18 protein-coding genes are annotated in these 16,568 nt (G+C 66.4%); 3 read left to right on the top strand and 15 right to left on the bottom strand.

Features of this window, described 5'->3' with window-relative positions; all coding sequences use genetic code 11:
* Positions 1-29: 29 nt before the first annotated feature.
* The 8 genes from GQ57_RS34500 to rpe all read right to left on the bottom strand — a co-directional run bounded on the left by GQ57_RS34500 (position 30) and on the right by rpe (position 7,350).
* Entirely contained in the window at positions 30-929 is a 900-nt protein-coding gene (locus tag GQ57_RS34500) for a uracil-DNA glycosylase (protein WP_034200209.1), read from the bottom strand.
* A 17-nt stretch (positions 930-946) separates the two neighbouring features.
* Positions 947-1,573, bottom strand: coding sequence for a CYTH domain-containing protein (locus GQ57_RS34495; protein WP_031400920.1), 627 nt, complete (start codon positions 1,571-1,573; stop codon positions 947-949).
* The gene (trpC, locus tag GQ57_RS34490; RefSeq protein ID WP_031400919.1) at positions 1,573-2,358 is read right to left on the bottom strand and encodes an indole-3-glycerol phosphate synthase TrpC; all 786 of its coding nucleotides are present in this window, start codon (positions 2,356-2,358) and stop codon (positions 1,573-1,575) included. The genes GQ57_RS34495 and trpC overlap by 1 nt, the downstream gene beginning before the upstream one ends.
* Positions 2,359-2,394: 36 nt before the next feature.
* Entirely contained in the window at positions 2,395-3,426 is a 1,032-nt protein-coding gene (trpD, locus tag GQ57_RS34485; RefSeq protein WP_031400918.1) for an anthranilate phosphoribosyltransferase, read from the bottom strand.
* A gap of 13 nt (positions 3,427-3,439) precedes the next feature.
* Positions 3,440-4,030, bottom strand: coding sequence for an aminodeoxychorismate/anthranilate synthase component II (locus GQ57_RS34480; protein ID WP_031400917.1), 591 nt, complete (start codon positions 4,028-4,030; stop codon positions 3,440-3,442).
* Between the two features lie 13 nt (positions 4,031-4,043).
* Positions 4,044-5,537 carry an anthranilate synthase component I gene (trpE, locus tag GQ57_RS34475; RefSeq protein ID WP_034200208.1) on the bottom strand — a complete coding sequence of 498 codons (1,494 nt, stop codon included), beginning with the start codon at positions 5,535-5,537 and terminating at the stop codon, positions 4,044-4,046.
* Between the two features lie 357 nt (positions 5,538-5,894).
* Positions 5,895-6,659 (bottom strand): phosphoglycolate phosphatase, encoded by a 765-nt coding sequence (locus GQ57_RS34470; protein WP_034200207.1) that lies wholly within the window; start codon positions 6,657-6,659, stop codon positions 5,895-5,897.
* A gap of 4 nt (positions 6,660-6,663) precedes the next feature.
* Positions 6,664-7,350, bottom strand: a complete 687-nt coding sequence (gene rpe / locus GQ57_RS34465) for a ribulose-phosphate 3-epimerase (protein ID WP_031400914.1) — start codon at positions 7,348-7,350, stop codon at positions 6,664-6,666.
* A gap of 177 nt (positions 7,351-7,527) precedes the next feature.
* On the opposite strand from rpe, the gene apaG reads away from it, so the two are divergent.
* Complete coding sequence (gene apaG, locus GQ57_RS34460) at positions 7,528-7,902, top strand: Co2+/Mg2+ efflux protein ApaG (protein ID WP_031400913.1); 375 nt, start codon at positions 7,528-7,530, stop codon at positions 7,900-7,902.
* A gap of 14 nt (positions 7,903-7,916) precedes the next feature.
* Here apaG and GQ57_RS43985 read toward each other — a convergent pair whose 3' ends face one another.
* Positions 7,917-8,060: a hypothetical protein gene (locus tag GQ57_RS43985; protein ID WP_014898203.1), complete on the bottom strand. Its 144-nt coding sequence runs from the start codon at positions 8,058-8,060 to the stop codon at positions 7,917-7,919.
* Positions 8,061-8,088: 28 nt separating this feature from the next.
* Here GQ57_RS43985 and mltA point away from each other — a divergent pair, with 28 nt between their 5' ends.
* Entirely contained in the window at positions 8,089-9,213 is a 1,125-nt protein-coding gene (mltA, locus tag GQ57_RS34455; RefSeq protein ID WP_235215175.1) for a murein transglycosylase A, read from the top strand.
* 252 nt (positions 9,214-9,465) lie between these two features.
* Here the strand turns inward: mltA and paaK are convergent, their stop codons facing one another.
* The 5 genes from paaK to paaN all read right to left on the bottom strand — a co-directional run bounded on the left by paaK (position 9,466) and on the right by paaN (position 15,089).
* Positions 9,466-10,764, bottom strand: coding sequence for a phenylacetate--CoA ligase PaaK (gene paaK, locus GQ57_RS34450; protein ID WP_031400910.1), 1,299 nt, complete (start codon positions 10,762-10,764; stop codon positions 9,466-9,468).
* Between the two features lie 37 nt (positions 10,765-10,801).
* A complete protein-coding gene (gene paaI, locus GQ57_RS34445; RefSeq protein ID WP_034200206.1) occupies positions 10,802-11,254 on the bottom strand; it encodes a hydroxyphenylacetyl-CoA thioesterase PaaI in 453 nt (150 codons plus the stop codon).
* A 1-nt stretch (position 11,255) separates the two neighbouring features.
* Positions 11,256-12,047 carry a 2-(1,2-epoxy-1,2-dihydrophenyl)acetyl-CoA isomerase PaaG gene (paaG, locus tag GQ57_RS34440; RefSeq protein WP_034200205.1) on the bottom strand — a complete coding sequence of 264 codons (792 nt, stop codon included), beginning with the start codon at positions 12,045-12,047 and terminating at the stop codon, positions 11,256-11,258.
* 45 nt (positions 12,048-12,092) lie between these two features.
* On the bottom strand, positions 12,093-13,295 hold the full coding sequence (gene pcaF / locus GQ57_RS34435) for a 3-oxoadipyl-CoA thiolase (protein ID WP_034200204.1): 1,203 nt from the start codon (positions 13,293-13,295) through the stop codon (positions 12,093-12,095).
* 87 nt (positions 13,296-13,382) lie between these two features.
* Positions 13,383-15,089 (bottom strand): phenylacetic acid degradation protein PaaN, encoded by a 1,707-nt coding sequence (gene paaN / locus GQ57_RS34430; RefSeq protein WP_034200203.1) that lies wholly within the window; start codon positions 15,087-15,089, stop codon positions 13,383-13,385.
* A gap of 129 nt (positions 15,090-15,218) precedes the next feature.
* Between paaN and GQ57_RS34425 the strand changes: the two genes are divergently transcribed.
* Entirely contained in the window at positions 15,219-15,995 is a 777-nt protein-coding gene (locus GQ57_RS34425; RefSeq protein ID WP_034200202.1) for an enoyl-CoA hydratase, read from the top strand.
* 161 nt (positions 15,996-16,156) lie between these two features.
* Here the strand turns inward: GQ57_RS34425 and GQ57_RS43980 are convergent.
* Positions 16,157-16,568, bottom strand: a 412-nt coding sequence (locus GQ57_RS43980; RefSeq protein ID WP_235215174.1) for a hypothetical protein, incomplete at its 5' end; no start/stop codon positions are given.

The raw sequence follows: 16,568 nt of genomic DNA, 5'->3' as shown, positions 1-16,568 counted from the left end.
GGCTGGCGAAAGAATCGGCGGCGCGGCCGTCAGGCGAGCGTTTCTGCCACTTCCGGCAGGCGCCAGTCGATCGGTTCCCGGTCTGCCTCGACCAGATAATCGTTCGCGAGCGCGAAATGGCGGCAACCGAGAAAGCCGCGGTGTGCGGACAGCGGCGACGGATGCGGCGCCTCGAGCACGCAATGCGCGCTTGCGTCGAACAGGGCGCGTTTGGCCTGCGCGTGCGTGCCCCACAGCATGAAGACGAGCCCGCGATGGCGGCCGGCGAGTTCGCGGATCAGCGTATCCGTGCACTGCTCCCAGCCACGCTTCGCATGGCTCGCCGCCGCGCCGCGCTCGACCGTCAGCACGGTGTTGAGCAGCAGCACGCCCTGGCGCGCCCACGTGTCGAGGCAGCCGTGGCGCGGCGTGTCGTGACCGAAGTTCGCGGCGATTTCCTTGAAGATGTTGCGCAGCGACGGCGGCGTGCGCACGGCTGGCGGTACCGAGAACGCGAGCCCGTGTGCCTGCGGCGTGCCGCGATCGTCGCCGTGATACGGATCCTGGCCGAGGATCACGACCTTCACGTCGTCCGGGTTCGTCAGGCGCAGCGCGCGGAACACGTCGGTCGGGTAGACCGTCTTGCCGGCCGCGCGCTCGTCGTCGACGAAGCGGCACAGCGGCGCGTAGGCGTCGCTGTCGGTGAAGGGTTTCAGCACCGTGCGCCAGACGGCCGGCAGCGCATCGAATTGCGCGGCGAGGTGCGGAACGTCGGCGACGACGGGCCGCGGTGCCGCGGCGGCCGGCGCAGCCGTTTTCTTGACGGGTTTGCGCCCGGCGGGAGGCGGCTCGGCGGCCGTCGGCGGGATATCGACCTGTGTCGTTTCCGGCACGGGGTCATCGAACAGCGACGCCTGTTGCGGCGCGCGGGAAGTCTTGCGGGTTGCCATGCGTGCGTGATGCGTGTTTATTGCGCGCGCAGCCGGTAGCCGCGCTGCGCCTTGCTGATATTTTCGGGAACGAGGCCCGGCAGCGCCTGCTGCAGTTCGCCGGCGAGCGTCGCGAGCGCCGTTTCCGGGCCGTCGATCAGTTCGAGTTCGACTTCGCTGATCGGTTCACGGCGCGTTTCATGTTCCGTCCGGACGACGATCTCGCCGACGTCCACCGCGGCTTCGACGATCGCGCCGCCGATTGCGATGCGCCACAGCGTACGCGAAAAATCCGTACGAAACAGCGCGTGCAGGGCGCCGGCCGCGTCATGCAGCGCGGCAGCGGCTTCCGGCACGTCGCAGGCCGCGACGAGCGCATCGATCTCGAGCGCGTCGCCGGCGACCGGCAGTTCCCATTCGTGGCGGCGATGCAGGCCGCCTTCCGCGCTGCCGACCGTCTTGAACGTCTGCAGCCAGCCGTGCGGCGTGCGGCGCACGCGCACCGCGCTCTTCGAGCGGGCCAGCGCGAGATCGGGCGTGTCGTAATAGACGTTCGCGAGCGTCACGTCGTGGCCGGGTTCGCCGGTCAGCGTCTCGAAGAAGCGGCGCGCGGCCTCGGCCTGGCCGGCCGGCAGCGCGAGCTTGATTTCCTTTTCGATCGCCATCAGAAGAACATCCGCGCGAGTTCTTCGCCCGGCTGGTCGGCGCGCATGAACGCCTCGCCGACGAGGAACGTGTTCACGTTCGCCGCGCGCATCGTGTCGACGTCGGTGCGCGACAGGATCCCCGATTCGGTGACGACGATCCGGTCCGGCGGAATCATGTCGAGCATGTCGAGCGTGGCCTGGATCGACGTCTCGAACGTGCGCAGGTTGCGATTGTTGATGCCGAGCAGCGGCGTCTTGAGCGTCAGCGCCTGTTCCATCTCGTTGCGGTCGTGCACTTCGACCAGCACCGCGAGGCCGAGCGAGTGCGCATAGGCTTCGAGATCCTGCATCAGCGGCGTGTCGAGCGCGGCGGCGATCAGCAGGATCGCGTCGGCGCCCATCGCGCGCGCCTCGAGGATCTGGTACGCGTCGACGATGAAGTCCTTGCGCAGCACGGGCAGCGTGCAGGCCGCGCGCGCTTCCTCGAGGTAGCGGACGCTGCCCTGGAAGAACTGCTCGTCGGTCAGTACCGACAGGCACGCGGCGCCGTGCGCCGCATACGAGCGTGCGATGTCGGCCGGCACGAAATGCTCGCGCAGCACGCCCTTCGACGGGCTGGCCTTCTTGATTTCGGCGATCACCGCGGCGTTGCCGGCCGCATGTTTCGCACGCAGCGCGCCGACGAAGTCGCGCAGGTCGCGTGCGGACGCTTCCAGTTTCAGTGCCTCGAGCGGCGTGCTGCGCATGGCCGCCGCGACTTCTTCGCGCTTGACGGCGATGATTCGGTCGAGAATGTCGCTCATGTGGGTTCCTGCTTGATTCGAAAATCGAAAAGGGAGTCAGCGTTTGAACTGCTGCGTGAAGCGCACGAGTTCGTCGACCTTCGCACGCGCCTGGCCGCTCGCGATCGCTTCGCGGGCGAGCTGGATGCCGTCCGCGATCGACTCGGCGACGTTCGCCGCGTAAAGGGCGGTGCCCGAGTTCAGCGTGACGATCTCGCGTGCGACGCTCGGCTGGTTGTCCAGCGCGCCGAGCAGCATCGTGCGCGATTCGTCGGCATTTTCCACCTTCAGCGTGCGGTTCGACACCATCTGCAGGCCGAAGTCTTCCGGATGGATTTCGTATTCGTGCACCTTGCCGTCGCGCAGTTCGCCGACCAGCGTCGCGGCGCCCAGCGACACCTCGTCCATCCCGTCCTTGCCGTACACGACGAGCACGTGCTGCGCGCCGAGACGCTGCATCACACGCACCTGGATGCCGACGAGGTCGGGGTGGAACACGCCCATCAGCTGGTTCGGCGCGCCGGCCGGATTGGTCAGCGGGCCGAGAATGTTGAAGATCGTGCGCACGCCGAGCTCGCGGCGCACGGCCGCGATGTTCTTCATTGCCGGATGATGGTTCGGCGCGAACATGAAGCCCATGCCCGTTTCGGCGATCGACGCGGCCACCTGGTCGGGCTGCAGGTCGATGTTCACGCCGAGCGCCTCGAGCACGTCGGCGCTGCCGGACTTGCTCGACACGCCGCGGTTGCCGTGCTTCGCGACCTTCGCGCCGGCCGCGGCCGTGACGAACATCGACGCGGTCGAGATGTTGAACGTGTGCGAGCCGTCGCCGCCGGTGCCGACGATGTCGACGAAGTTCGAGTTGTCCTGGACTTCGACGTGGTTCGCGAATTCGCGCATCACGGTTGCGGCGGCGGCGATTTCGCCGATCGTCTCCTTCTTCACGCGCAGCCCGGTGATGATCGCGGCCGCCATCACGGGCGACATGTCGCCGCGCATGATGAGCCGCATCAGGTGCAGCATCTCGTCGTGGAAGATCTCGCGGTGTTCGATCGTGCGCTGCAGCGCTTCCTGCGGGGTAATCGTCATCGTGATGCTCCCGTCAGGCGGCTTGCGCCGCCGCGGCGCGGGCCTGTTTCAGGAAATTCTCGAGCAGCGCGTGACCATGCTCGGACAGGATCGATTCCGGGTGGAACTGCACGCCTTCGATCGGCAGCGTCTTGTGACGCACGCCCATGATCTCGCCGTCGTCGGTCCGTGCGGACACCTCGAGGCAGTCGGGCAGCGATTCGCTTTCGATCGCGAGCGAGTGGTAGCGCGTGACGTCGAAATGCTTCGGCAGATCGGCGAACACGCCGCGGCAGTCGGTTTCGATCCTGCTCACCTTGCCGTGCATGATGGTTTTCGCACGCACGACGCGCCCGCCGAATGCCTCGCCGATCGCCTGGTGGCCGAGGCACACGCCGAGGATCGGCTTCTTGCCGGCGAATTCGCGCAGCACGTCGAGCGTGATGCCCGCGTGCTGCGGGTTGCTCGGGCCGGGCGACAGGCAGATCGAGTCGGGATTCAGGCGCGCGATCTCGTCGAGCGTGATCTCGTCGTTGCGGTAGGTGCGTACATCCTCGCCGAGTTCGCCGAAGTACTGGACCAGGTTGTAGGTAAACGAATCGTAGTTGTCGATCATGAGCAGCATGGTCAGTCTCCGGTCAGAAGTCGCTATCGAGGCCGTCCTGGACCTGTTCGGCCGCCCGCAGTACCGCGCGCGCCTTGTTTTCGGTCTCTTGCCATTCGGATTCGGGTACCGAATCCGCGACGACGCCGGCCGCCGCTTGCACATACAGGTTGCCGTTGTGGATCAGGCCCGTACGGATCGCGATCGCGAGATCCATCTCGCCCGAGAACGACAGGTAGCCGACCGCGCCGCCGTACAGCCCGCGCTTGACCGGCTCGAGTTCGTCGATCAGCTCCATCGCGCGCACTTTCGGCGCGCCGGACAGCGTGCCGGCCGGGAACGTCGCGCGCAGCACGTCGTAGTTCGTCATGCCGGGCTTCAGCTTGCCTTCGACCGAGCTGACGATGTGCTGCACGTGCGAGTACTTCTCGATGACCATCTTGTCGGTCACCTGGACCGAGCCGATTTCCGCGATGCGGCCCACGTCGTTGCGCGCGAGGTCGATCAGCATCACGTGCTCGGCGATTTCCTTCGGGTCGTTGAGCAGTTCGGTCGCAAGCTCCGCGTCGCGCTCGGGCGTATTGCCGCGCGGACGCGTGCCGGCGAGCGGGCGAATCGTGACGATCTGGTCCTCGCCGCGCTTCTCCTGGCGTACGAGGATTTCCGGCGACGCGCCGACCACGTGGAAATCGCCGAAGTTGTAGTAATACATGTACGGCGACGGATTCAGCGAACGCAGGGCGCGATACAGCGACAGCGGGTTGTCGCGGTACGGCTTCGTCAGCCGCTGGCCGACCTGGATCTGCATCAGCTCGCCGGCCGCGATGTATTCCTTCGCCTGGCGCACGGCGGCCAGATAGTCGTCCTTCTTGAATTCGCGGAACGTCTCGGTGCGCACGCTCGCCGACGTGACGGGCGGCTGCACGGTCGTGCGCAGGCGCTGCTTCAGTTCGCGCAGGCGCTGTTTCGCCTTCGCGTAGGCCTCGGGCTGGCCCGGGTCCGAGTAGATGATCAGGTACAGCTTGCCGGCGAGGTTGTCGATGACCGCGACTTCCTCGGTCAGCAGCAGCTGGATGTCGGGCAGGCCGAGATCGTCGCGCGGCGCGGTGTGGGCAAGCTTCTTCTCGACGTAGCGCACCGCGTCGTAGCCGAAATAGCCGGCGAGACCGCCGCAGAAGCGCGGCAGGCCCGGGCGCTGCGCCACCTTGAAGCGCGCCTGGAACGATTCGATGAACTGGAACGGGTCGCCGTCATGCGTTTCGACGACCTGGCCGTCCCGCACGACTTCCGAGACGCCGTTGCGGGTGCGTACCAGCGTGCGCGCCGGCAGGCCGATGAACGAGTAGCGGCCGAAGCGTTCGCCGCCGACCACCGATTCGAGCAGGAACGAGTTGGCGCCCGCGCGTTCGGGCTGGGCCAGCTTCAGGTACAGCGACAGCGGCGTTTCGAGATCGGCGAGGGCTTCCGCAATCAGCGGGATGCGGTTGTAACCTTCGTTCGCGAGCGATTGGAATTCGAGTTCGGTCATGTTCCGGTCCTGTTCGGGACGAGCGGCGCGGGCGCCAGGGATCACTTGACGCTGCGCGGGGTGCCGTCGGCGAAAGGGCGGTCGATCGAGAAGTGCCTGTTGCCGGCCGGCACTCCGGGCGTGAACGTCGCGAGTCTGCGGCCGCTCCTGAACGCAAGCGTTCGGACACGGTGGAACCCGAGGTGGTGCGACGATCAGCGCGCGGATGCGCAGCGAGATAAAAAACGGCGCTGAAGACGTGCTTCAGCGTACCTCATCGAAGAGGTTAGCGCGACCAGCGACGCCAGGGCCAGGCTCCCCGGTCGATGCTGCTCAGACTCCGTTTTTTATTCAGAAACATGCGGATGGAAGAAATAATCAGATGGTTGGCCGGCCGGCGTTGTGCGCGGCGATCGCGCGGGCTGCGACCAGCAACGAATCGACTATACCATCCGAATTTATCGTTTGTATAGCTTTGCCGTGGTTGTAGCCGTACGGCACCGTCAGCGTCGCCATCCCCGCCGCGCGGCCGGCCAGCGCATCGTTTTCCGAGTCGCCGATCGCAACCGCCGAACCCGGTGCGACGCCGAGCGCGTCGCAGGCCGTCAGCATCGGCAGCGGATCGGGCTTCTTGCGCGCGACGCTGTCGCCGCCGAGCACGATGCCGAAGCTGCCGGCCAGCCCGTATTGTTCGAGCAGTTCGATCGCGAAGCGGTGCGGCTTGTTCGTCACGCACGCGAGCCGGATGCCGGCTGCGCGCAGCGCGTCCAGGCCGGCGGTCACCTCCGGATAGAGACGCGTGTGGCGGCCGTTGATCTTCGCGTATTCGGTCTGGTAGATCGCCAGCGCGTCGTCGAAGCGTGCGTGCGCTTCGTCCGCCGTGAAGCGCGGCTTCAGCACGCTCTGGATCAGGTGTTCGGAACCCTTGCCGACGTAGCCGATCACCTCGTCGCGCGATGTGGCCGGCGCGTCGAGCCGCGCGAGCATCCCGTTCAGGCCGGCCGTGAAATCGTCGGCCGTGTCGACCATCGTGCCGTCCAGGTCGATCAGCGCCGCGTCGATGCGTGGCGAGGTGAAGCGGATCGGGGGGGCGTCCGTTGCGGCCCCGGCCGGCGCGTGCCCGGCGAGCGACGATTCGGCCACGGCGTCAGCTCCGCTCGACGGTGGCGAGTGCGGCGCGCATCTCGTCGATCACCTTGCGGTAGTCGGGCTTGCCGAAGATCGCCGAACCCGCGACGAAGGTATCGGCACCGGCCGCCGCGATTTCCGCGATGTTGTCGGCTTTCACGCCGCCGTCGACCTCGAGCAGGATCTCGCGGCCCGTGCGCTCGGTGTACGCGTCGATGCGTGCGCGTGCCTCGCGCAGCTTGTTCAGCGTTTCCGGAATGAACGACTGGCCGCCGAAGCCCGGGTTCACCGACATCAGCAGGATGAAATCGAGCCGGTCCATCACGTGGTCGAGGTAGTTCAGCGGCGTGGCCGGATTGAACACGAGCCCGGCCTTGCAGCCGTGGTCGCGGATCAGCGACAGCGTGCGGTCGATGTGGTCGGAGCCTTCCGGGTGGAAGCTGATCAGGTTCGCACCGGCCTTCGCGAAATCGGGCACGATCCGGTCGACCGGGCGCACCATCAGGTGCACGTCGATCGGCACCTGCACGTGCGGGCGGATCGCCTCGCACACGAGCGGGCCGATGGTCAGGTTCGGCACGTAATGGTTGTCCATCACGTCGAAGTGGATCCAGTCGGCGCCGGCGGCGACCACGTTGCGGACTTCTTCGCCGAGCCGAGCGAAATCGGCCGACAGGATGCTGGGAGCGATGCGGAATTGGGTCATGGCAGGGGAGCGGGGACGTTGCGGCGCAAAACCGACATTCTACCGTCCGGCGACCCGGCGCGCGGCGGCGGGCCGTGCGGCGGCGGCCCGATTGCGCATAGAATGCCGAACCAATGCGGCGCGCCCGCGGCCCGGCCGCTCGAGTCGGCGCGTGTGCTTACCTACGGCGGAAACATCATGAGTCAGTATCAGTTCACCGTTTCAGTAAAAACCAGCTATCTGCCGGAACAATCCGACCCCGATCACCGTCAATACGCATTCGCGTACACGTTGACGATCCGGAACACCGGGCAGGTCGCGGCGCAACTGATCGCGCGTCACTGGATCATCACGGACAGCGAGAGCCACGTGCAGGAAGTGAAGGGGCTTGGCGTCGTCGGGCACCAGCCGCTGCTGCAGCCGGGCGAGCAGTTCGAATATACGAGCTGGGCCGTGATCGCGACACCGGTCGGCACGATGCGCGGCGCGTACTTCTGTGTGGCGGAGGACGGCGAACGTTTCGATGCGCCGGTCGACGAGTTTGCGCTGCACATGCCGCGCACGCTGCATTGAGCGTGCGTAGTGCGTCAGCGCGGCTGGCGGTCGTTGTTGCGGGCGTGCTTCTTTCTGCCCGACGACGTCCACACGACGATGAAGATCAGCAGGGCAAGCGCTACGAAGGCTTCGAGCGCAAAGATGAGCATCGGATATTGGTCGAGAAAATCTGACATGGCGGTTTCCATCAAGAACGGACATTGTATGTGGTTTGGGCCCCGGGTGGCCGGCTGGGTTGCGGCGGCCGCGACGGCGGCGCTGCTTGCCGCGTGCGGCAGTGCGCCGACGCGGACTTCGTCGCTGAAGCCGCCGACCGGCGCGGCGATCGTGCCGGGGCAGGTCGCCGCGAAGCGGCTCACGCCGGTTGCGTGGCAGCAGGTGCCGGGCTGGGAGGACGATTCGCTGATCGGCGCGACGGCCGCGCTGCGGCAGAACTGCGTGCGGCTCGCGCGCCAGCCGGCGTGGCAGCGCGCCTGTGCGGCCGCCGAGCGGCTCGACGAGCTCGACGTCGGCAGCGCGCGCGCATTCTTCGAGACGTATTTCACGCCGTTCCAGCTCGCGAATACCGACGGTACGCTCGACGGGCTCGTGACCGGCTATTACGAGCCGCTGCTGCACGGTTCGCGTGTACGCCGCGGCCCGTATCAATACGCGCTCTACCGCTGGCCGGCCGGGTATCGCGCGGGCGCGGCGCTGCCGGCACGCTCGCAACTCGAGCGCGCCGGCATCCTGAGCGGCAACGAACTCGTGTGGGTCGACGATCCGATCGAGGCGTTCTTCCTGCAGGTGCAGGGCTCGGGGCGCGTGCTGCTCGACGACGGTTCGGTCATGCGGGTCGGCTTCGGCGGCACCAACAACCAGCCGTACCGTTCGATCGGCAAGTGGCTGCTGGATCGCGGCGAGTTGACGCCCGCTCAGGCGACGATGCAGGGCATCAAGGCGTGGGCGAAGGCGAACCCGAATCGCGTCGACGCGCTGCTCGACACGAATCCGCGGTTCGTGTTCTTCCGCGACATGCCGACCAAGGAAGATGCACCGCACGGCGGCGCGGACGGCCCGATCGGGGCGCTTGGCGTGCCGCTGACGCCGGAGCGGTCGATTGCGGTCGATCCGGCGTCGATCCCGCTCGGTACACCCGTGTTTCTTCAGACGACGCGGCCGCTGACGAATACGCCGATGAACCGGCTCGTGTTCGCGCAGGATACGGGTTCCGCGATCAAGGGCGGCGTACGGGCCGACTATTTCTGGGGCCTCGGCGACGACGCGGGCGATCAGGCCGGCAGGATGAAGCAGGTCGGCCGGATGTGGCTGCTGTTCCCGAATTCGTGACGTGAGGCGGCGCGGGTGGCCACCAATCGATCGGACGCGGAGTTCGCGGGCGCGACGTTGCGCGCGGAGCGCATCGATCTGATCGCATCGGCGCCCGTGGGGTGGCTACTCGCGATATACCTGTCGCGTCGAACGGTGCGCCGACGGACGGCGCCGCGAAATACGAAACAGCCCGATCGGCGTTGGCCGGTCGGGCTGTTTCATTTGCCGCGACGGCTTCGGGGCCGCGTGCGGCGCGCGCAGCGGTGGCCGTCAGCCCTTGCGCTTGTCGACGACCCGGCGTGCCTTGCCGACCGAACGTTCGATTCCGTTGACGGGCAGCACGTTGATGACGGCCGTCACGCCGATCAGCGACTTGATGTCGTGCGCGAGCGCCTGTTTCGCCGCCTGGATCGCCGCCGTGTCGGGCGCGGTTTCGGGGCAGGGCTCGACGTTGAGCGTCAGCACGTCGAGCGGGCCCTCCTTCGTCAGCACGATCTGATAGTGCGGTGCGAGCGCGCGCTGCTTGAGCAACTGTTCCTCGATTTGCGTCGGGAACACGTTGACGCCGCGCACGATCATCATGTCGTCCGAACGACCGGTGATCTTTTCCATCCGGCGCATCGTGCGGGCGGTACCGGGCAACAGCCGCGTGAGGTCGCGGGTTCGGTAGCGGACGATCGGCAGTGCCTCTTTCGTGAGCGAAGTGAACACGAGTTCGCCAAGCTCACCATCCGGGAGCACTTCACCCGTTTCAGGGTCGATGATCTCCGGATAGAAATGGTCTTCCCAGATGGTCGGACCGTCCTTGGTCTCGACGCATTCGGATGCGACGCCGGGGCCCATCACTTCGGAGAGTCCGTAGATGTCGACCGCGTCGATGCCCATCCGCTGCTCGATCGCGACACGCATGTCGTTGGTCCACGGCTCCGCGCCGAAAATGCCGATGCGCAGCGAACTCTGCACGGGATCGAGGCCCTGGCGCTCGATTTCGTCGGCGATCGACAGCATGTAGCTCGGCGTCACCATGATGATGTCGGGCCGGAAATCCTGGATCAGCTGTACCTGCTTCTCGGTCTGGCCGCCGCCGAACGGGATCACGGTCAGCCCTGCGCGTTCGGCGCCGTAGTGCGCGCCGAGCCCGCCCGTGAACAGGCCGTAGCCGTAGCTGACGTGCACCTTGTCGCCGCGGCGTGCGCCGGCCGCGCGGATCGAGCGCGCGACGAGATTCGCCCAGGTGTCGATGTCGCCGGCCGTATAGCCGACGACCGTCGGCTTGCCGGTCGTGCCCGATGACGCATGAATGCGCGAGATCCGGTCCTGCGGCACCGCGAACATCCCGAACGGATAACTGTCGCGCAGGTCGCTTTTCGTCGTGAACGGGAAACGCGACAGGTCGGCGAGCGTTTTCAGATCGTCCGGATGGACGCCCGCGTCGTCGAATTTGCGGCGATAGACGGGGGAGTGGTCATACGCGTGCCGGAGCGACCACTTGAGGCGTTCGAGCTGCAGCGCGGTCAGCTCGTCGCGTGAGGCGGTCTCGATCGGCTCGAGCGGAAGCGGGGTAGTCATGCTGTCTCCAGTGTTTGTTATGTGCGAGCCGTCGGCGTCAGCGGTCTTCCGGGATGACCGTGCCCTTGATCTGGGCGGATTTGCCGCGGAACATCGCGACGGTTTCGCCGGCCTGGTTCGTGACGCGGATGTCGTAGATGCCTTGGCGGCCGGCGCGCGCCTGCTCGATCGCCTCGGCCGTCAGCACGTCGTCGCCGTACACCGGGCGCAGGTATTCGATCGAGCAGCCGGCCGCGACCGTGTTCAGGTTGTACGAGTTGCACGCGAACGCGAACGTCGAATCGGCGAGCGTGAAGATGATCCCGCCGTGGCAGGTCTGATGCCCGTTCAGGAATTCCGGGCGCACGCGCATCTGCAGGCGTGCGTAACCGGCGCGGACCTCGGCGATTTCCATGCCGAACGCGCGGCTGCATGCGTCCGCGTCGTACATGGCCCGTGCGGCGGCGCGGGCGAGCGAGTCGGGGTCGAGCGTGGCGGCGGCATTCGTCATGTCAACGCCCCTCGAAGCGCGGCGCACGCTTCTCGATGAATGCCTTCACGCCTTCCGCATAGTCGTGCGACTGGCCGAGCTTGCGCTGCAGGTCGCGCTCCATGTCGAGCTGCTGGTCGAGCGTGTTCGTGACGCTGTCGCGCATCGATTGCTTGATCGATGCGATCGCGAGGGTAGGCTGCTGCGCGAGCTGGGTTGCGAGCTGGCGGACCGACGCGACGAGTGCGTCATCGTCGACTGCACGCCAGATCAGGCCCCACTGTTCGGCCTGTTCGGCGCCGAGCTTGTCGCCGGTCAGCGCGAGCCCCAACGCACGTGCCATGCCGATGCGTTGCGGCAGGAACCACGTGCCGCCCGAATCGGGGACGAGCCCGATCTTGACGAAGGCCTGGATGAAACTGCTCGAGCGGGCGGCGAACACGAGGTCGCATGCGAGCGCGAGATTCGCGCCCGCGCCGGCCGCGGTGCCGTTGACGGCGGCGATCACCGGAATCGGCAGGCGCTGCAGGCGTCGGATCAGCGGATTGAAATGCTCGTCGATCAGCGTGCCGAGATCGGTGGACGCGCCGGGTGTGAAGTCGAGGTCGGCCAGATCCTGCCCCGCGCAGAAGCCGCGCCCCGCACCCGTCAGTATCAGCGCACGCGCGCCGGACGCTTCGACGTCATCGAGTGCGGATTGCAGTTCGCGATGCATCGCCCGTGTGAAGCTGTTCAGCTTGTCGGGGCGGTTGAGGGTGACCGTGGCCACGTGCGAGGCCTGATCGATATCCAGCTGAATCGCCTGATAGGACATGCGGTATCTCCTTCATGACTTCGTTATAGGCGTGCGGTGCGTCGGTTACACGCGTTCGATCGCGAGTGCGATGCCCTGGCCCACGCCGATGCACATCGTGCACAGCGCGAAGCGGCCGCCCGTCCGCTCGAGTTGGTGGAGCGCCGTGGTCACGAGCCGGGCGCCCGATGCGCCGAGCGGATGGCCGAGCGCGATCGCGCCACCGTTCGGGTTCACGCGTGGATCGTCGTCGGCAATGCCGAGCATGCGCAGCACCGCGAGGCCCTGCGATGCGAACGCCTCGTTCAGCTCGATCACGTCGAACTGGTCGATGGTCATGCCGAGCTGGCGCAGCAGTTTTTGCGTGGCCGGCGCGGGGCCGATGCCCATTACGCGCGGCGCGACACCGGCCGTTGCCATGCCGACGACGCGCGCGCGGCGGCGCAGGCCATACTGGTCGGCCGCCTGTGCATTGGCGAGCAGCAGCGCGGCTGCGCCGTCGTTGACGCCCGACGCGTTTCCGGCCGTCACCGAGCCGTCCGGGCGTACCACGCCCTTGAGCTTGGCCAGCGCCTCGAGCGACGTTTCGCGCGGGTGTTCGTCACGCGAGACGACGATGGCGTCGCCTTTCTTCTGCGCGATCGTGACCGCGACGATTTCGTCGGCGAGCGTGCCGTCCTGCTGCGCGCGCGCGGCCTTCTGCTGGCTGCGCAGTGCGAACAGATCCTGGTCGGCGCGACTGATGCCGTAGTCGATCGCGACGTTCTCGGCCGTCTCCGGCATCGAGTCGACGCCGTACAGCTGTTTCATCAGCGGATTGATGAAGCGCCAGCCGATCGTCGTGTCGTGGATGTCGGCCTGGCGCGCGAACGCGCTCGCGGCCTTGCCCATCACGAACGGCGCGCGCGTCATGCTCTCGACGCCGCCCGCGATCATCAGGCGAGCCTCGCCGGACTTGATCGCGCGCGCGGCCGTGCCGACCGCGTCCATCCCGGAGCCGCACAGCCGGTTCAGCGTCGTGCCGGGCACGTCGGTCGGCAGGCCCGCGAGCAGCGCCGACATGCGCGCGACGTTGCGGTTGTCCTCGCCGGCCTGGTTCGCGCAGCCGTAGATCACGTCGTCGATCGCCGTCCAGTCGACGTTGCGGTTGCGCTCGATCAGCGCCTTGAGCGGTACCGCGCCGAGGTCGTCGGCGCGGACGTCTTTCAGGGCGCCGCCGTAGCGGCCGATGGGGGTGCGAATCGCGTCGCAGATGTAGGCGTCTGTCATGGGCGTATCGATGAGCAACGAACCCGCCGGGTGGCGGATTCGTTCATGGTAGGGAACGTGGCGGCGTTTGCACGTCGGCCATTCGGGTTATGCCGGTTGGACAGCTTCCGCGGGCGCCGCCTTCGGGGCAACATGGACGCGGCTTTGCACCACGCGGAACCGGTTGGTGACGAACGCCGGGTCGGCCAGCGCCGCGTTGGCCGCCGGGTTCGCGCCCGTGCCGTGGAAATCGGAGAACGCGGCCGACTGGTTGACGAACACACCGCCAGTCAGGTTGATCGACAGTGCGACCCCGCCACGCACTGCCGCGTCGTGGGCGGCCTCGACGATCGTGTCGTCGGTGCTGTAGACGGAGAGCGTCAGCGCGCCGTGTTCCGCCGCGATTTCACCGGCGAGATCGAGCGACTGCGCGGTCGAGTCGGTCGCGATGACGAACGAGATCGGGCCGAACCATTCCTGCGTGAATTTCTCGCGATCGGCCACGTCGAGTTGCAGCACGAGCGGCGTGCGCACGCGGGCGTCGGGGAAGGCGGGGTGCTGGAGCGTCTGGCTGTCGGCGAGCACGTGGCCGAGCCGGCGCGCATCGTCGATGCGTGCCGTCACGCTCTCGTTCTGGATTGCGCCGATCAGTTCGACCGAGCGTGCCGGGTCGCCCGTGAGCTTTTGCACGGCAATCGCGATCGCCTGTGCGACTTCGTCGAAGCTCGCATGGCCGTCCGCGGTACGGATGCCGTCTCGCGGCACATAGATGTTTTGCGGAGCGGTGCACATCTGGCCGGAGTACAGCGCCAGCGAGAACGCGATGTTCTTGGCGGCAGCCTTCAGGTCGTCGGTCGAGTCGATCACGATCTGGTTGACGCCGGCCTTCTCCGTATACACCTGTGCCTGGTGGGCGTGACGTTCGAGCCACGTGCCGTTCTGCGTGCTGCCCGTGAAGTCGATCAGCTTGATTTCGGGGCGCAGCGCCAGGTCCTGAACGAGGGCGCCGTCGTTGGGTTCGGTCGCGAGGAGGGTGACGACGTTCGGGTCGAAACCGGCTTCGCGCAGGACTTCACGAGCGATCCGGACGGTGATCGCGAGGGGCAGGATCGCGCCCGGATGCGGCTTGACGATCACGGTGTTGCCGGTCGCGAGGTCGGCGAACAGGCCCGGATAGCCGTTCCAGGTCGGGAACGTGCAGCAGCCGAGCACGAGCCCGGTGCCGCGCGGCACGATCGTATAGCGCTTGTGCATCGCGAGCGGCGGGTTCTTGCCTTGCGGCTTTTCCCAGTGCGCGTCGGCCGGGATGCGGCGCAGTTCGTCCCATGCATAGGCGACTGCCTCGAGTGCGCGATCCTGCGCGTGCGGGCCGCCGGCCTGGAACGCCATCATGAAGGCCTGCCCCGTGGTGTGCATCACGCTGTAGGCGATCTCGAAGCTTGCGCGGTTCAGGCGCGCGAGGATTTCAAGACTGACGCCGATCCAGGCGCTCGGGCCGGCGTCGCGCCACGTGCGTTGCGCGGCGGCCGCGGCGGCGATCAGGGCGTCGGGCGTCGACTTCGGATACCGGATATCCAGCGCGACGCCGTACGGCGACCGTTCCGCGCCGACCGTTTCGCCGGACGACGGCTGGTCGAGCGCGAACGTCGTGTCGAGGTGCGACTTGAACGCGGCCTCGCCGTCGGCGCTTGCGCTTTCCCCGTACACTTTGGGACTCGGCATTTCAGCAAACGGGCTCCAGTACCCGCGGCTCTCGATGGCGGCGAGTGCGTGCTTCAGCGTGTCTTCGTGCTTCGTGAACAGTGCATGGGTCATGGCGGCGGCCTGGTGGACGTTGAGAGGGGTTGGATCGATTAATTAACCGACCGGTTGGTCGGAGAATGGTAGCATCAAATTATTCGCATGTGCGAGGCGTTTCTCATTTCATTGATCGAGGAGAAATAGATGGCTTACGAGAACATCCTGGTGGAGACCCGGGGGCGTGTCGGGCTGGTGACGTTGAACCGTCCGAAGGCGCTGAACGCGTTGAACGATGCGCTGATGGATGAACTGGGCGAAGCGCTGAAGGCGTTCGATGCGGATGACGGCATCGGCGCGATTGTCGTGACGGGCAGCGAGAAGGCATTCGCGGCCGGCGCGGACATCGGCATGATGGCGACCTATTCCTATATGGATGTCTACCGTGGCGACTACATCACGCGCAACTGGGAGACGGTCCGCGAGATCCGCAAGCCGATCATTGCCGCGGTTTCGGGCTTTGCGCTGGGCGGCGGCTGCGAACTCGCGATGATGTGCGACATCATCTTCGCGGCGGACACGGCCAAGTTCGGCCAGCCGGAAATCAAGCTGGGCGTCATGCCGGGCGCGGGCGGCACGCAGCGCCTGCCACGCGCGGTGTCGAAGGCGAAGGCGATGGACATGTGCCTGACCGCCCGCTTCATGGACGCCGCCGAGGCGGAGCGCGCGGGCCTCGTGTCGCGTGTGCTGCCGGCCGATAAGCTGCTTGACGAGGCGATTGCCGCGGCGGCGACGATTGCCGAGTTCTCGCTGCCGGCGGTCATGATGGTCAAGGAGTCGGTGAACCGCGCATATGAAACGACGCTGGCCGAAGGTGTCCACTTCGAGCGCCGCCTGTTCCATTCGCTGTTTGCAACCGAAGACCAGAAGGAAGGGATGGCTGCGTTTGTCGAGAAGCGGAAGCCGGCGTTCAAGAATCGCTGATCGGGCGGTGCCGGCTGGAATTGCCGGCGGCCCGTCGATTCCGGTTGCCGGTATGCTTGATCGGTCAGCCGAGCCCCGACCCGCCGTGCGCGGCAGCGCACGGCGGGTTTTCAAAATATTTTCACAAAGGGGCTTGCGCGGTTCGGGTCGGATGCCTACAATCACGCCTCTTTCGCGCTAACGGAAACACGGCGCGGAAGGGGAAGCGAAGCTGGTGGTGTGCTGCAGTCTGGAGCGCGCAACTGGCCCAGGAAGTTGAACCCCGCAGTCGCAACGAAGCAGTAAAAAAGTTGTTGACGAGCTGCGAAACACGGTTCATAATCTCGCTTCTCTGCTGCTGAAAACGCAGCGCTGCTGAGAAACACGAAGTTCCTCGCAGATTGCTCTTTAAAAATTAACAGCCGATAAGTGTGGGCGCTTGATGGAAGCGAGCTGATCCTCGGATCAGATAGCAAAAGTATCAAGAGTCTCACACTAAAGTAAGTCAGGTTTATGAAGCAATTCATATTCCTGTCAGCTTTGAGTGAGCGACCGGTTCTTAACGGAACCGAAAACAGTAACAGGTTTGAACTG

Source organism: Burkholderia sp. MSh2 (assembly GCF_000731655.1).
GTDB lineage: Bacteria > Pseudomonadota > Gammaproteobacteria > Burkholderiales > Burkholderiaceae > Burkholderia > Burkholderia paludis.
The sequence above is the reverse complement of the archived record's forward strand: the minus strand, read 5'-3'. Positions and strand labels throughout refer to the sequence as shown.

What these genes read in the sequence shown, in the direction of transcription:
- GQ57_RS34500 (WP_034200209.1), bottom strand. Translation starts at nt 929, where the DNA reads ATGGCAACCCGCAAGACTTCCCGCGCGCCGCAACAGGCGTCGCTGTTC.
- GQ57_RS34495 (WP_031400920.1), bottom strand. Translation starts at nt 1,573, where the DNA reads ATGGCGATCGAAAAGGAAATCAAGCTCGCGCTGCCGGCCGGCCAGGCC.
- trpC (WP_031400919.1), bottom strand. Translation starts at nt 2,358, where the DNA reads ATGAGCGACATTCTCGACCGAATCATCGCCGTCAAGCGCGAAGAAGTC.
- trpD (WP_031400918.1), bottom strand. Translation starts at nt 3,426, where the DNA reads ATGACGATTACCCCGCAGGAAGCGCTGCAGCGCACGATCGAACACCGC.
- GQ57_RS34480 (WP_031400917.1), bottom strand. Translation starts at nt 4,030, where the DNA reads ATGCTGCTCATGATCGACAACTACGATTCGTTTACCTACAACCTGGTC.
- trpE (WP_034200208.1), bottom strand. Translation starts at nt 5,537, where the DNA reads ATGACCGAACTCGAATTCCAATCGCTCGCGAACGAAGGTTACAACCGC.
- rpe (WP_031400914.1), bottom strand. Translation starts at nt 7,350, where the DNA reads ATGACCCAATTCCGCATCGCTCCCAGCATCCTGTCGGCCGATTTCGCT.
- apaG (WP_031400913.1), top strand. Translation starts at nt 7,528, where the DNA reads ATGAGTCAGTATCAGTTCACCGTTTCAGTAAAAACCAGCTATCTGCCG.
- GQ57_RS43985 (WP_014898203.1), bottom strand. Translation starts at nt 8,060, where the DNA reads ATGTCAGATTTTCTCGACCAATATCCGATGCTCATCTTTGCGCTCGAA.
- mltA (WP_235215175.1), top strand. Translation starts at nt 8,089, where the DNA reads ATGTGGTTTGGGCCCCGGGTGGCCGGCTGGGTTGCGGCGGCCGCGACG.
- paaK (WP_031400910.1), bottom strand. Translation starts at nt 10,764, where the DNA reads ATGACTACCCCGCTTCCGCTCGAGCCGATCGAGACCGCCTCACGCGAC.
- paaI (WP_034200206.1), bottom strand. Translation starts at nt 11,254, where the DNA reads ATGACGAATGCCGCCGCCACGCTCGACCCCGACTCGCTCGCCCGCGCC.
- paaG (WP_034200205.1), bottom strand. Translation starts at nt 12,047, where the DNA reads ATGTCCTATCAGGCGATTCAGCTGGATATCGATCAGGCCTCGCACGTG.
- pcaF (WP_034200204.1), bottom strand. Translation starts at nt 13,295, where the DNA reads ATGACAGACGCCTACATCTGCGACGCGATTCGCACCCCCATCGGCCGC.
- paaN (WP_034200203.1), bottom strand. Translation starts at nt 15,089, where the DNA reads ATGACCCATGCACTGTTCACGAAGCACGAAGACACGCTGAAGCACGCA.
- GQ57_RS34425 (WP_034200202.1), top strand. Translation starts at nt 15,219, where the DNA reads ATGGCTTACGAGAACATCCTGGTGGAGACCCGGGGGCGTGTCGGGCTG.